This window comes from Thiofilum flexile DSM 14609 (assembly GCF_000380185.1).
Classification (GTDB): domain Bacteria; phylum Pseudomonadota; class Gammaproteobacteria; order Thiotrichales; family Thiotrichaceae; genus Thiofilum; species Thiofilum flexile.
Map to the genome: position 1 here is coordinate 119,895 of NZ_KB904791.1, position 15,085 is coordinate 134,979.

A 15,085-nucleotide genomic window follows, 5' to 3' on the forward strand; every position below is an offset into this window, starting at 1 on the left:
CATCATGCAAGTACTCACTCCCTATTTAGCCTCTATTGACCAATTGACTAGCAGCAGCCCGATTGATGATAAGAAAACCTATATTCACCCTAAATTGAAAAATCTAGGCTGCATTAGTCTGGTGCTGATTCGCGAAGCCATTGCGCCGGTCATATTTCGCAATGCTGAACAAGAAATCACGGATATTGAATGGCTAGATGATCTCTATGTGCGTGCCGTACCGAATAAATTTAAATATACCGAGCGCAGCCGTGGCTTACAGATTTTGCGTGCCTTAGGTGTGGGGGGTAAACAAGCACAAAATAAAACCGTACTTTATAAGGGACAAAAGCCCGCCGATGCGTTTGATCTCAATACCTTAGTCTTTGGTGACTCGGCTAATTTTGATAATCGAGTCTTACCCGTGCGTGCAGCGATCAGCTATTCCGATGCTTTGAGTATTAAGCCGAAAGAGCAATGTGTGGATTCGACTTTCCATAATCGCGCGATGGAAGATGGCACCTTATTTGATGCAGAAACGAAAAAAAATAGCGATAACTTATTCACCCGCCACTTTATTAAACCGGGGACTTTAATGGTGCAAGTGCTCAGTACCCGTGGGCAAGTATTACCAGAAATAGGCTTAAAACATTTACTGCTCAGTATGGGGTTAGCGGGGAGTTATGGCGGGCAAACCTCGGTAACGGGTATTAATATCAGAACCCATATGGTAGGGATTTATGCCGACCCATTTGAGCAGGCCATTACCTCCCCCTATGAATTGCTTAAAGTACTCCAACCCCAAGCTAATGGGGATTTAATCAGTATTAAAGCCACGCTGCACGAAGCCCTACAAGCCCAGCATACGGTCAGCATTCAAGGCTCAGAAGCCGAACAGTGGCAACATGAACTGATTAAAGCATTTGAAAAGAATGGCAGTCCTTTAGAGCAAGACTATAAACAAGCCCAACCCAAAATCGCCACATTATTCAATGAATGGTTCAGTTAGGTTTCAATCCACGCCCTTAGGGGCGAATTTGGCAGGGGTTATACATACCCCTCCCAGCCAGTATATCTCCCTGAAAGGAAAGGTTTCAACCTAGGAGACATTTGATGAAAGCCATTATAACTGGCATTCAGGCAGAAACACTCACCCCCTTTGCCTATCACTCGCTGATGGTGCATGGGGGTAGCTCCACCCTGCCAGAATTAATTAGTGATCACGCGATTATGTTTGGGCTAGCCGCCACTTTAGGCATGATGCGAGCGTCGGTATGCTTGCCGCCTAAAGACTATAAGCGTGATTTAGACGCTATGCCGTGGCGAGCTTCGATTTTTACCACCACTACCCCAAGACTCTTAGCTCCAATCACGCGGCGCTTAAATCTAGAAGAGGAAGGTGGCTTCAAAAGTCGTCATTATGCTGTCACTAGCAAGGGTAATTTCAAAAACTATTTTTCCACCCAAGAAGTACCCGCAGGTATTGGCTATAGCGGGGCTTTATTTGGCTTTGATCCCTTTAAAGAAACACAACGCGATGAGCTAATTATTCGTATTGGTTTACATCGGGGGGGTATGCTGCGTTTAACGCCTGCACCCGTCGAACAAGTACAACTCAATGCTGCTACAGCTCATTTATTTGGGCGGGAATTAAGTGTGGCGCGTTATCTACTCTATGGGATTCAACTCACGCCTAAGATGAGCAGTAAAGAAGCCTTAGCCGAGGTGCAGCAATGGAATTAATCGTTAAACGCCATTGTGTCACTGCCCTAGCCAATGGCTTATCACCCTTACAACAGCGCTTATTAGATGAGCCTAAACGGGTGCGTATTGCTGATGCCCCCACGGGAGCGGGTAAAACCTATGCCTTTATTAAAGCCTTACTCCAAGGCAGCCGTATCTTATTCATTGTCCCTACGCGGCGTTTGGCACAAAACATTGCGGCTACAGTTATCAATAACTTAATCAAGGCGGGTTGGTCGAGCACACTTGCCGAGCAAAAACTAGCGGTCTGGAGTTCTGACCAAACCGCTGTTTTGCAAGAGCAAGGAGTCACACATATTCGCGGCTTACGAGTACGCCAAATGCAGCGACTCAGCCCGCGCCTGCAAGGTGAGAGTGAAATGATTGTGGCAGTACCCGAAGTGGTAAACCAACTCTTATTACGTGGTCGTCCCGATGCCCCTCAGACCGGATTAGATAAGGGGCAGGCCGGATTTAGCGTCTTTGATCTCTTGGAGTACTTCGATCATATTGTCTTTGATGAATTTCACACCATTGAAGCGCGAGGCTTTGGTTTAGCGGCATTACTCGCTAAATTAGTCAGTGTCACGACTGAATCAGGTCATACTGGCTATGGACGTGCCAAAATCAGCCTACTCTCCGCCACCCCACTGAATATCAAGCCTACCCTAACCGCGTTAGGTGTACCGGAAGGCGAAATAGCCGAGCTAAAAGAGGTATTGACCGAGGGACAAAATGATCGTGCCTTACACGGTGATGTGCGTTTAGTATTACATGAACAAAGCACTATGCCTGCTCTAGTTGGGGCGTACCTAGAGCCGATTCAGTACGCGGTCGCACAGGATCAGCAGGTGGTTTTAATCTACAATGCACTGGCGGATCTGCGCCGTGATTTACCAGCGCTTATTCAACAATTTAAAGCCTTAGGTATTCCTGCCAATAAGGTGCTGGTGATTAATAGTATTGATGATAGTGCTCAGCATCATCAAGCGCGGGCAGGCTATTATACCGGACGCCAACAAGACCCAGATCAATTTGCCATTTTAATTGCCACCGCCAGTGTCGAAATCGGTGTCACCTTCCGCGCTGCCAATCTCATGCTCATGGAATCTGGCTTTGCTCCCATGAATTTTTTGCAGCGTTATGGACGGGCAGCACGTAAAGGGGCAGATGGTTTGGTGGTGGTACGCCTAGATAATGCTTTATGTGAGCGCCAACCGTGGTTACGTGCTTTAAAAGAGTGGGTCAGTGCTCATGAAAATACAAAAGTTTCTATTCTAGAGCTAAGCCAAGTATTAAGCCATGAAGCACAACAGCAATTTCAGGGCGAACCTGTTAATACCAATACGTTATATTTTGGAGCCTTACCGCAGCAAGCGGTGTATACCAGCGGCCTATATTGGCAATTACTCATCCGTCACCCTAGTGCGGCTAAACACCGAAAACAACATTTGCTGCAACATCAACCGGATAGCAGTAAATGGGTCTATAGCAAGCTGAGTCAACTAGAGCCGCTCTTACAAGACCGACGTTATGCTAAACCGGCGCAACAATGGCGAACCTTGTTGTTTATGCAAGCCGCACAATACCGTGACATTGGTAAACGCGTTGCAGTACTAGAGGGTGATGGTCGTCGCTTACAAGTGGATCGGGTATGGCTAGAGCGTGAAACGGATATTATGCGCCTCTGCCCACCTCGCTATGATGAGCGTGAGCAAGAATATTTTCAGCTCCAAGGCGAGCTAGATGACTACTTACTCGATGATAAAAACCGAGCTACTCGACGTTTGAATGTCTATTTTCCACATACTAAATACCCTAAATTCTTAGAATACAATAGCGCCCTATGGAGCGAGTGGCGCAAACATCTGAATAATCAACGTGATATAGATACCGAAATGGCGTGGGATGACTATCCCGATGCTATGAAAGCGGCTGAGCAATTAGTTGCCTTAACTGGCTTAACTCCTAGTACCGATACGGAAGTAAGCACTTCAACTATGAACTTGGTATGGTGATTTTCTTATGCCGGAACAATTTCAATGGTCAAAAGCCGCCGCTTTTGTAGAGCGGGTGGAGCGTCTTAATCTGCATGGCTTGCACTTTCAACATATTGAACTATGTCAGCGGCGGGCTTGGATGTATTTGCATAAGGTTAATTTCGCCCAATGGTATGCACGGGTACAAACCGGCACCGCCCTGCACGATACCAGTTATCAACGTGATCATTCAGTGCGCGGTTTAATGGGACTCGCACCGGATCGCATTGATTGGGAGCAGTGTATGGTGTTTGAAAACAAAGGCACTGGTGGGGCGGTTGAAGCCTCCAGTAATCAAACCGCGTTTTATGCTCTGATATTATCCATTAGTACCGGACAAGTCTGGCGAGCCTATACGCATATTTTAAGTTCGCGGCGTAGACGTGAGGTGGTATTGGATGAGTCACGTTTAACAACACTATGGCAAGCCTCTGAACAGCTCGAACGTTTGAGCCACCAAGAATCTGTACCGAGTGCGCCTAAAATGGCTTTATCAGTTTCGCCGTAAAACCCCGTCGTTCACTGTGGGGATATCAGGCAAATCGGTTACAAATCGATGATTCGGTCATTTACTTGAGGTAGAATAGCAGTATGACAATCTCCCCGGCCTCTTCTTTTCTAAAAACCCTAAAAGTACGAGTTAAGGATAAGCACACGCCTATTCTGGAGCGTATGGCGTTTGAAGTGAATCAGGTCTGGAATGCAGCAAATGAGCAAAGTGCTTACTACGCAGCAATACCGNTTCCCGAAGTCGGTTGGCTGCATCTCTACGTGAGTGCTTATGATCTTGCCAACTCTCAAGCCGCTTTGCGTAAAGAACGTGGATTTCTCATTCATTCCCAAACAGTTCAAGAAGTGACGGAAGCCCACGAGAAAGCCCGCAAGCAATTCAAGAAAAGCAAATTGCGCTGGCGTATTTCTAGCGGTTCTAAGCGTTCCTTAGGTTGGATACCCTTCAAAAAAGGTGCAGCCGTATGGAAGAATGGGCAAGTTCGCTATGCGGGTCACTACTTCAAGGTATGGGATAGCTATGGACTAGCTCAATATGAATTCCGTTCTGGCTCATTTTCTCAGGATGCTAGAGGTCGCTGGTACTTCAATGTGGTCGTAGCAGTCCCTCTTATAGAGTCGATCGCTCAAGGGCAAATCGGCATTGATCTAGGACTTAAAGACACGGCTACCTGTAGCAATGGATTAAAACTGGAGTCCAAACAGTTCTATCGAGAACTGGAATCTAAACTGGGTATAGCTCAAAGGGCTAATAAGAAGCAGCGAGTCAAAGCGATTCATGCCAAAATCAAGAATCGCCGCCTAAACTCCATTCACCAATTCACGACCCAAGTCGTTAAAAACAACGGCTTAATCATCATTGGCAATGTCAGTAGTTCAGCCCTAGCCAAAACCAAGATGGCTAAATCCGTCTTGGATGCAGGGTGGCACATACTCAAGACACAACTGAAATACAAAGCGAGTGCGCGGTCAGGTGTGTGTTTAGANGTCAATGAATCGTACACNACCCAAGNNTGTTCGTGTTGTGGCTGCATAGGCTCCAATAGTCCNAAAGGTAGANNNGGCTTGCGAATAAGAGAATGGTCTTGCTCTGAGTGTGGAGCAACGCATGATAGAGATATCAATGCAGCTAAGAACATTCTCGCGCTCGGACATGAGCGTCTGGCAGCAGGAATCCCCGTCTTTTAGGTCGGGGAGGATGTCAAAGCGAACTTCGACCCCCAGTGCAGTATTTGAGTCGGGGGGTTGATGTGTATTCATCAATGAGTTATGTTAGATTTTACTCCTCTGATACAGCGGTATTTAGCCAGAAACACGTTGAAATCAGGGGTTACGAATCCCCATGCGGGGTTATGACAGCCCACTACAGCAGCGCTAATGCGCTCGTGCGAGGTGTTACGAATCCCCATGCGGGGTTATGACAGGCGCGTATCCTTTACTCCCCGGCGATTGCGAGAAGTTACGAATCCCCATGCGGGGTTATGACAGACAATTGTCTGAGTGCTGCGTCGTTGCTAGGTAGGTTACGAATCCCCATGCGGGGTTATGACAGCGAGCTGATCGCTCCTAACACGATTACAACGCTAGTTACGAATCCCCATGCGGGGTTATGACACTGATATTGCTAAATATCGAGATGAGCTAGTCGATGTTACGAATCCCCATGCGGGGTTATGACAAGGGTAGTAAAACCAATACGCAGCACGCGAACCCGGTTACGAATCCCCATGCGGGGTTATGACAGTGGCACACGAGGTGTTGGTTTGCTTGTGGCTCTAAGTTACGAATCCCCATGCGGGGTTATGACTTAATAAAACGTTACGGGAGCAATTGCGACTAGCTGTTACGAATCCCCATGCGGGGTTATGACCAAATCCTTAGCTCCGGCACATATGCCATTCCGCGCGTTACGAATCCCCATGCGGGGTTATGACTTGAATAGGTTTTTAAACGACACTTTGCTGAGACAGGTTACGAATCCCCATGCGGGGTTATGACGTCAATAGTTCGGTATTGGGCATTGGTGGGAGCCGTGTTACGAATCCCCATGCGGGGTTATGACACAGTGCTTACATGCTATCAACGCCATGACTAACTCGTTACGAATCCCCATGCGGGGTTATGACCCGCCCACTGACAGTCCCGCTATTTTTTTGCGTCGCCGTTACGAATCCCCATGCGGGGTTATGACTTGTTTGCACCTCTAAAAAGGAGTGCAATTCTCTTGGTTACGAATCCCCATGCGGGGTTATGACCTTGCGATGCGGCATGTTTTTAGCAACCTCTACTAGGTTACGAATCCCCATGCGGGGTTATGACCTAGAGCAATAATAGCCAGTGGAGCAGCAAGCGTTAGTTACGAATCCCCATGCGGGGTTATGACTACATCAGGGAGAAAGCAGCCGAACGCCTAACCGATGTTACGAATCCCCATGCGGGGTTATGACAAAAGCCTGCCCTTGATCTGGCAGTGGCTATTATCCGTTACGAATCCCCATGCGGGGTTATGACCTGACTGTCAGGCAGACGTATTTAAACGCATCATGGTTACGAATCCCCATGCGGGGTTATGACAACGTTGCCAGTAACCAAACCCGCAAGAAGACAGATGTTACGAATCCCCATGCGGGGTTATGACTACATGGCTCGTGCTGAAGCACGGCGCGAGTCTGGTGTTACGAATCCCCTTGCGGGGTTATGACAATTTGATGGTCGACTCCTCGCCGTAAAATACTTAAGTTACGAATCCCCATGCGGGGTTATGACTACATGGCTCGTGCTGAAGCACGGCGCGAGTCTGGTGTTACGAATCCCCATGCGGGGTTATGACATTTAGATGGCTGCCAATCTTGCTGCGTTGCAAAAAGTTACGAATCCCCTTACGGGGTTATGACTAAGTCAGTCTCAGTGACTACGCTCTTTTCAATCATGTTACGAATCCCCTTGCGGGGTTATGACTCTGTTGCGAGAACGACTCTCTGTTTAATAAAGCCCGTTACGAATCCCCATGCGGGGTTATGACAGTGCTCAAGGCTCAGGCCGCAAAGGAGACGCAACGAGTTACGAATCCCCATGCGGGGTTATGACNCGCTGAGCAGGCCGCTTACAAGTATGGCTCTAAAGGTTACGAATCCCCATGCGGGGTTATGACAGTGCTCAAGGCTCAGGCCGCAAAGGAGACGCAACGAGTTACGAATCCCCATGCGGGGTTATGACATTCAGTTATCAAAGTTCACATCGTTATCAAATCATGTTACGAATCCCCATGCGGGGTTATGACACGCTAAATAGCTCAGGATCGGGAGTCTCAAGGCGTGTTACGAATCCCCATGCGGGGTTATGACCAAATACGCAGCTCAGGCACATATGCCATGCCGCGCGTTACGAATCCCCTTGCGGGGTTATGACGAGATGGATGCCAGCGGCGGCGCTTACGAATCCCCATGCGGGGTTATGGCACTAAAAACCGCACTCTAACCCTCCATGCCCCTTCAAAGTGAAGAAAAAACTAGCTGATTCTCATATAGAGTGATTATCAATTCTCAGAATTCAGGTATACTGATCATAAATACAAATGGACGTATCAATATACAAAATAGGACTCGTCTCTAAACATTAAAAACAACTATGCTAATAAAGGCCGCAATAATATGAGAGAAAATACCTCGTTTAACACAAACCATACTATTTTAAATACCTATTATGTAATAGTTTCTCTCTATAACTAAAATAGCTTTTACCCTACTATCAATTTAGATCAACACCTTAAGTTAAAGATAATATCCTTTTAAAACAAAACACTAATATTATGGCATTGAACCTATTGAGAGAGCCATCACTACTCATACTGGAGTGCCCCGATTGATAACCATCTTATCTTTCAGGCCGGGCTTGTATTTTGCTCAAAAATACTGCATTTATAAAAGTATAGCCACAATGATAACTGTTAGAACACTTGGTTATTTCTTGTGGTTTATTCGCCTAGATGAAAACCAAACACCCTTACTCCATAGCAATATTTAAAAAAAGGATCGTAACCTATGCCCATGCAACCATTAACTATTGCCGACCTGTTTGAGCCTAAATCCAATCAATGGAATTTGCGCGGCGATGCCTACCTATGGGATGAACTACAAGCCTATTTTTCAGGCGTCCCCTTACCCGACAATAGTCAGGAATTGACGGAACTGGTGATCGAAGCTTTTGAAGTCTTAACCAGTCGCCCCCTAACCGACGATAAAACTTTTTTTATCGATAAATTAGCCAAAGGTGAAATGATTAGCGGATGTGTATCGCCCCCCTTCTGGCGTGAGCGAGCCTTACCCCTATTACAATTACGTTATGAGTATGCTTATACGTTTGAACGCTAAATAAACCACCGCAGTAGCGTTATACTAAGTTTGCTTAAACTCATACGAAATCATCATGGCTTACTGGCTATTATTCTGGAGTGCCTTACTCGCGGCTACTCTCGTCCCTGCTCAATCCGAGGCATTACTTGCCGGACTCATTATAAATACCCCGGAGGCAGTAATGCTCCTAGTGATCACCGCCACTCTTGGCAACACCCTAGGATCGACGCTCAATTGGGGCTTAGGCTATTACGCCATGCACCTGCAAGAGCATAAATGGTTCCCGTTTAAACCTCCGACCATTGCTAAAGCACAGGCTTTTTTTCAACGCTATGGTGCGGGGATTTTATTATTCAGTTGGCTACCTATTATAGGCGACCCCTTAACCTTAGTCGCGGGCTTAATGCGTATGCCCTTTTGGCAATTTATTATGTTGGTACTCATAGCAAAAAGCTCACGCTATATAGTACTAGCTTGGTTGGTATTAAAGGGCTTGGAATAAAACTGAAAAAACAAGGTTTAGGGTAAATTAGCTTATTTTTTAGTATGCTATCCCTCAATTAGAATAAAAATAAGTGGAGGGTGATGCCATGACAGCTAAACTACCGCGTGCGCTGCTGGACGATAAATATACCACGCTTAAAGGTCGTGCCTATATGAGTGGCACACAAGCTCTAGTGCGCTTACTCTTACTCCAAAAGGTACGCGATCACTTAGCGGGTCTTAATACCGCAGGCTTCGTTTCGGGCTATCGCGGTTCGCCCTTAGCCAGCATTGATCAGCAACTATGGCACGCACAATCCCACCTCTCCTCCCATAATATTGTCTTCCAGCCAGGCCTCAATGAGGATTTAGCGGCTACGGCCGTCTGGGGGTCGCAACAATTAAACCTCTACCCTCAGGCTAACTATCAAGGAGTCTTTGCACTCTGGTATGGCAAAGGCCCTGGCGCTGACCGTTCAACCGATGCCATTAAACACGCCAACGCTGCCGGAACCTCACCATACGGTGGAGTACTGATGGTGGTGGGTGATGATCATGCCGCAAAATCGTCCTCCTTAGCCCATCAATCCGAGCACCTCTTAGCCGCCTGTGGTATCCCCGTTTTATATCCCTCTACTATACAAGAGATTATCGATTTTGGTCTGCACGGCTGGGCGATGAGCCGTTATTCTGGCCTCTGGGTGGGATTAAAATGTGTCACTCAAATCGTAGAAACCTCCTCCTCTATTGAAATAGACCCTGAACGTATTCAGATCGTTTTGCCCGATGATTTTACCCTGCCACCGGAGGGCTTAAATATCCGTTGGCCTGATCCGCCTCTAGTGCAGGAAGCGCGGATGGTTAATTACAAATGGTATGCCGCCCTCGCTTATGTGCGGGCTAATCGTTTGAATCGTATTGTGATTGACTCCCCCCAAGCCCGTTTTGGCATTTTGACAGCGGGCAAAGCCTATCAAGATGTGCGCCAAGCCCTCAATGATTTAGGGCTTGATGTCGCCGCCTGTCGCCGCTTGGGCATTCGGATGATGAAAGTGGGCTGTGTCTGGCCTTTAGATGCACAGGATGCGCGGCATTTTGCCGAAGGGCTAGATGAGATTCTGGTAGTAGAAGAAAAACGTCAAGTATTGGAATATGCCTTAAAAGAGGAGTTGTATAACTGGCGCGAAGATGTACGCCCCAATGTCTATGGCAAATTTGCCGCCCGCGATGGAGCCGGAGGAGAATGGTCTATTCCGCGCAGTGAATGGTTACTCCCTGCCACCGCCGAGCTATCCCCAGCGATAGTTGCCAAAGCCATCGCACGACGTTTACTGACGATGGTATTACCAGAGGATATTCGTGCTCATGTTTTAGAACGCATTCATATTATTGAGCAAAAAGAGCGTGAAACCGCCCGCCCCCGTGTCACGACGGAACGCAAACCGTGGTTTTGTTCAGGCTGCCCGCATAATACCTCCACACGGGTTCCTGAAGGGTCGCGCGCACTGGCGGGTATTGGCTGTCATTATATGGTCAATTGGATGGATAGGAGTACCGCGACCTTTAGTCAAATGGGCGGCGAAGGGGTGGCATGGTTAGGTCAAATGGCCTTTACTCAAGACCCGCATGTTTTTGCTAATCTCGGTGATGGCACTTATTTTCATTCGGGGCTGTTGGCAATTCGCGCAGCGGTGGCAGCTAAAGCTAATATTACTTATAAAATTCTCTTTAATGATGCTGTAGCAATGACGGGCGGACAACCCTTAGACGGCATACTCACCGTGCCACTACTTGTCGCTCAGGTACAAGCCGAAGGTGTAGCTAAAACCGTTGTAGTGACCGATGACCCAAGTAAATATCAAGAGCCCAGCTATCGTTTACCGCCTGATATTAGCGTCTTTCATCGGGATGAATTAGACGCGGTACAAAAGCAATTACGCACCACCACCGGCACCACTATCCTTATTTACGAACAAATGTGCGCTACCGAAAAACGCCGCCGGCGCAAACGGGGCACCCTACCGGAATCGACCCAACGGGTGATTATTAACCCAGCCGTCTGCGAGGGCTGTGGTGACTGCTCAACCCAATCCAATTGCTTATCCATTGAGCCGCTTACCACCCCATTGGGGACTAAACGCCACATCAATCAATCGACCTGTAATCAGGATTTTTCTTGTGTGCAAGGGTTTTGCCCCAGCTTTGTTACCCTAGTAGGTGCTCAACTACGCAAACCAGAAGAGAATCAAGCTCCCAATATCACCCTAACCGAGTTACCGCCCCCACTGTTGCCTAGTTTGACCCATCCCTATCGGATTTTAATCACGGGAGTGGGGGGAACCGGCATTGTGACCCTTGGTGCATTGCTGGGGATGGCGGCTCATCTCGAACATAAAGGGGTTACTGTATTAGATATGGCGGGTCTGGCACAAAAAGGCGGGGCGGTACTCTCCCATGTGCAAATCGCACAGGAACCGTCTCAACTCAATGCCAGTAAAATTGCGACGGGTGAGGCTAATCTCATCATCGGTTGTGATGCCATAGTATCGGCCTCAGCCGAAGCGCTCAGCCTGATTTTGCAAGGATTAACCCAAGGCGTTATTAATAGTAGTGCTACCCCTACCGCTGAATTTATTACCAATCAGCGCTGGGCTTTTCCGGGTGCTTCGATTACCCAAGATCTCCAAACCAGTATGGGCGCTGGCGTAGCTGAATTCTTAAATGCCAATGAGTTAGCCCTGAAACTCTTGGGCGATACCTTATTTGCGAATACGATGCTACTAGGTTATGCGTGGCAAAAGGGTTGGATTCCCTTAAAACGCGACAGCATTATACAAGCGTTGGCTTTGAATGCGGTTCAAGCCGACAAAAATGAGCAAGCCTTCGCATGGGGATGCTATTTCGCCCATTATGGCAATGCTCATGAATACTTAAATAGTTCACCCGCACAACCGACTGAAGAACTAGATCTAGCCGCTTTAATCCACTTACATCAGAACTGGCTCACCCATTATCAAAATAAGGCTTATGCCGAACGTTATGCAACCCTACTCCAGCCCTTACAATTAGCAGAGCAGCGCTTAGGCTTAGATAGCACCCTGCCCTTAACACGAACCGCCGCTAAAAACCTAGCGCATTTTATGGCCTATAAGGATGAGTACGAAGTCGCTAGGCTTTATAGCGGTGCTGAATTTAAAGCACAACTTTCGCAAACCTTTGCGGGTGAATTAGGTAAGGATTATCAGCTAAAACTCCACTTAGCCCCGCCCTTTTTCACGAAAAAAGACCAAGAGGGCAAGCCACTGAAACAAACTTATGGTGCTTGGTTGTATAGACTATTTCCACTTTTAGCTCGGCTTAAAATACTCCGAGGTACGCCCTTGGATATATTCGGCTACACACAAGAACGGAGGCAAGAACGGGCTTTAATTCAGGAGTATAGCCAAGTAATCCAACAAGCAGCACAGACCTTAACTGCAGATACTTATCCTAAGCTATTAGAGCAACTCCGCGCTTATGATCACATTCGCGGTTATGGTCATGTAAAAACCGCCGCTATTCAACGCCTGCGCGGCAATAAGTAGGTTAAAGTAGTCCGGTATTTCTGGAGCAGCCGCTGTGAATACCTCCCTGTACGCTACAAGGCGGCATCCTTGCCGCCAAGACTGTTCCAGAAATACCGGACTACTTTGGCTCAAGTACTTAACTATCACTAATTAATCCAATCTGCTATAGAGGCTTTTTATCAAGGTGCTATGCTTTCACTAGCTATCCGTTTACTTTTGCTCTAGTTTTTGCATGATATTTACTCAATTTTTATCTACACTAAACTCTTAACGACGGCTATTAGAGTGAAATAATGTATTTAAAACATTCATTAACCCTGCTTGCAGCTATATTATCTAGTTCAATAACCTGTACTTACGCCGAGACATTACCTGAAACCTATTCGCTTGATTTTGATCCTAATCATTACAAAATCAAAACCTTTAAGGTTCAGGGTCAATCCATTCAGGTGCGTGCCTTTGAGCATATTGTTTATGTAACACAGCCTGTTGATGTTCAATATCAACATATGCATGTGTATGTACCAGAGGCGTACTTTACGGGTAAAACCATAGGGTCATATAACATCACTACAGCGCCGATTTTTTTCCCTAATCGGGTAGGTGGCTATATGCCCGGCGAGGCGGATACGCCCAAGGTTGAGCGCGAGGGTAATGCTACCCTGCTGGCTTTGAGCAAGGGCTATGTGGTTGCAGCACCTGCCGCACGCGGACGCACCAATCAAGATGCCGAGGGTGGTTATATTGGTAAAGCCCCTGCCGCCATTGTTGACCTCAAAGCCGCCGTGCGCTATTTACGCTATAATGACAAAGCCATGCCCGGTGATGCTGAGAAAATTATTGCCAATGGCACAAGTGCGGGGGGCGCTTTAGCCACTCTATTAGGTGCTACGGGAAATAATTCCGACTATGTGCCCTACCTCACTGCACTGGGGGCGGCAAATGTCCGAGATGATATTTTTGCAGTATCAGCCTATTGTCCGATCACGAACTTAGATCAAGCCGATGCGGCGTATGAGTGGCAATTTAATGGCTTGCATGATTATAAAAAGCTAGTCATTGCTAAAGGCACAGACTATCAAATCAAGCGCAAACTCGTGGCAGGCACCTTAACCCCGGAGCAAATCAAAGTTTCAGAGCGGCTCAAACCTATTTTTACCGCCTATCTCAATAGCCTCCATTTAAAAGATGCTAATGGGCAAACGTTAAGTTTAGATGAGCAAGGCAATGGCTCCTTTAAAGACAGTATTAAAACCTATGTTATGCGTTCGGCTCAGCAGGCTATAGATCAGGGAAAAAACTTATCAACCCTAAAATGGCTGACTATTAATAATAAAAAAGTCATGGATCTCGATTTTAACCACTATCTTGCTTATATGGGACGCATGAAAACTCCACCTGCTTTTGATGGCTTAGATTTAAGTAGCGGAGAAAATGAGTTATTTGGTACGGATGCTATTAATGCCCAGCACTTTACTGCCTTTGGCAAAGATCATTCTACGGTAGAAAGTAGTTTAGCTGATCCTTTGCTAGTCAAAATGATGAACCCGCTTTATTATCTGGGCATACCCGATACTAAAACAGCACACTATTGGCGCATTCGCCACGGCACTCTAGATAAAGACACGTCGTTAGCTATTCCCGTGATCTTAGCCACTTTGTTACAAAACAAAGGTTATCAGGTCGATTTTGCCTTGCCTTGGGAGCGTCCGCATAGTGGAGATTACGATCTAGAGGAACTGTTTAGCTGGGTAGAGCACATTAGCCAAGGAGCGACACCATGACAGCGTCCGTTTTATCCTGCACTGAATTACTGACTCTAATTCGCCAACGTGATACTAAACAACGACAACTCATTGCACTTGCAGCGCCCCCCGCTGCGGGTAAAAGTACACTGGCACATCAATTGGTAATGGCGTTGAATCAGGGGCAAAATGAATGTGCTAAGGTAATTCCTATGGATGGGTTTCATTTAGATAATCGTATTTTAACCGAGCGTGGTTTACTGACACGCAAAGGCTCACCTGAAACGTTTGATGCGTTGGGTTTTATCCATTTAATTAAACGCTTAAAAACTGAAAAAGAAGTGATTATTCCCGTCTTTGATCGGGAACGTGATTTAGCATTAGCAGGGGCGGAAGTTGTACAAGAGCAGCATAAGATACTCATAGTCGAGGGTAATTACTTATTATTACAGCGCGAGCCTTGGCAACAACTCCATGCTTTATGGGATTTAAGTGTTTGGATTGAGGCTGAGACTGCCCTATTGGAACGGCGTTTAATAGAGCGTTGGCTTGGCTATGGGCTGAGTGAGGAAACCGCGAAAAGTAAAGCATTACTCAATGACTTACCTAATGCGTATACGATTATTAACGAATCAAGGCCAGCCGATTATATACTAAAGGATTTTTAA

10 protein-coding genes and 1 CRISPR repeat array are annotated in these 15,085 nt (G+C 46.8%); all 10 genes read left to right on the plus strand.

Going from position 1 to position 15,085, the window contains the following annotated elements:
• Nucleotides 1-4 precede the first annotated feature (4 nt).
• The 10 genes from cas7d (at nucleotide 5) to A3IK_RS0114580 (ending at nucleotide 15,085) form a co-directional block, all read left to right on the plus strand.
• Nucleotides 5-988, plus strand: a complete 984-nt coding sequence (gene cas7d / locus A3IK_RS0114535; RefSeq protein ID WP_020560715.1) for a type I-D CRISPR-associated protein Cas7/Csc2 — start codon at nucleotides 5-7, stop codon at nucleotides 986-988.
• Between the two features lie 104 nt (nucleotides 989-1,092).
• Nucleotides 1,093-1,722, plus strand: a complete 630-nt coding sequence (locus tag A3IK_RS0114540; protein WP_020560716.1) for a hypothetical protein — start codon at nucleotides 1,093-1,095, stop codon at nucleotides 1,720-1,722.
• Entirely contained in the window at nucleotides 1,713-3,740 is a 2,028-nt protein-coding gene (locus A3IK_RS0114545) for a DEAD/DEAH box helicase (RefSeq protein WP_020560717.1), read from the plus strand. Before A3IK_RS0114540 ends, A3IK_RS0114545 begins: the two co-directional genes overlap by 10 nt.
• Nucleotides 3,741-3,747: 7 nt before the next feature.
• Nucleotides 3,748-4,269, plus strand: a complete 522-nt coding sequence (locus tag A3IK_RS0114550) for a CRISPR-associated protein Cas4 (RefSeq protein WP_020560718.1) — start codon at nucleotides 3,748-3,750, stop codon at nucleotides 4,267-4,269.
• Between the two features lie 83 nt (nucleotides 4,270-4,352).
• Nucleotides 4,353-5,459 (plus strand): RNA-guided endonuclease InsQ/TnpB family protein, encoded by a 1,107-nt coding sequence (locus A3IK_RS0114555; RefSeq protein ID WP_020560719.1) that lies wholly within the window; start codon nucleotides 4,353-4,355, stop codon nucleotides 5,457-5,459.
• A 141-nt stretch (nucleotides 5,460-5,600) separates the two neighbouring features.
• Nucleotides 5,601-7,729: a CRISPR direct-repeat array (repeat unit 28 nt; unit sequence GTTACGAATCCCCATGCGGGGTTATGAC).
• A 582-nt stretch (nucleotides 7,730-8,311) separates the two neighbouring features.
• Entirely contained in the window at nucleotides 8,312-8,641 is a 330-nt protein-coding gene (locus A3IK_RS0114560; protein WP_020560720.1) for a hypothetical protein, read from the plus strand.
• Between the two features lie 55 nt (nucleotides 8,642-8,696).
• On the plus strand, nucleotides 8,697-9,125 hold the full coding sequence (locus tag A3IK_RS0114565; RefSeq protein ID WP_020560721.1) for a YqaA family protein: 429 nt from the start codon (nucleotides 8,697-8,699) through the stop codon (nucleotides 9,123-9,125).
• Nucleotides 9,126-9,213: 88 nt separating this feature from the next.
• Nucleotides 9,214-12,690: an indolepyruvate ferredoxin oxidoreductase family protein gene (locus A3IK_RS0114570; protein ID WP_020560722.1), complete on the plus strand. Its 3,477-nt coding sequence runs from the start codon at nucleotides 9,214-9,216 to the stop codon at nucleotides 12,688-12,690.
• Nucleotides 12,691-12,965: 275 nt separating this feature from the next.
• Entirely contained in the window at nucleotides 12,966-14,456 is a 1,491-nt protein-coding gene (locus tag A3IK_RS0114575) for a subtype B tannase (protein ID WP_020560723.1), read from the plus strand.
• A complete protein-coding gene (locus A3IK_RS0114580; RefSeq protein ID WP_020560724.1) occupies nucleotides 14,453-15,085 on the plus strand; it encodes a nucleoside/nucleotide kinase family protein in 633 nt (210 codons plus the stop codon). Before A3IK_RS0114575 ends, A3IK_RS0114580 begins: the two co-directional genes overlap by 4 nt.

Coding starts and splice junctions, on each gene's coding strand:
- cas7d (WP_020560715.1), top strand. CDS start 5: ATGCAAGTACTCACTCCCTATTTAGCCTCTATTGACCAATTGACTAGC.
- A3IK_RS0114540 (WP_020560716.1), top strand. CDS start 1,093: ATGAAAGCCATTATAACTGGCATTCAGGCAGAAACACTCACCCCCTTT.
- A3IK_RS0114545 (WP_020560717.1), top strand. CDS start 1,713: ATGGAATTAATCGTTAAACGCCATTGTGTCACTGCCCTAGCCAATGGC.
- A3IK_RS0114550 (WP_020560718.1), top strand. CDS start 3,748: ATGCCGGAACAATTTCAATGGTCAAAAGCCGCCGCTTTTGTAGAGCGG.
- A3IK_RS0114560 (WP_020560720.1), top strand. CDS start 8,312: ATGCCCATGCAACCATTAACTATTGCCGACCTGTTTGAGCCTAAATCC.
- A3IK_RS0114565 (WP_020560721.1), top strand. CDS start 8,697: ATGGCTTACTGGCTATTATTCTGGAGTGCCTTACTCGCGGCTACTCTC.
- A3IK_RS0114570 (WP_020560722.1), top strand. CDS start 9,214: ATGACAGCTAAACTACCGCGTGCGCTGCTGGACGATAAATATACCACG.
- A3IK_RS0114575 (WP_020560723.1), top strand. CDS start 12,966: ATGTATTTAAAACATTCATTAACCCTGCTTGCAGCTATATTATCTAGT.
- A3IK_RS0114580 (WP_020560724.1), top strand. CDS start 14,453: ATGACAGCGTCCGTTTTATCCTGCACTGAATTACTGACTCTAATTCGC.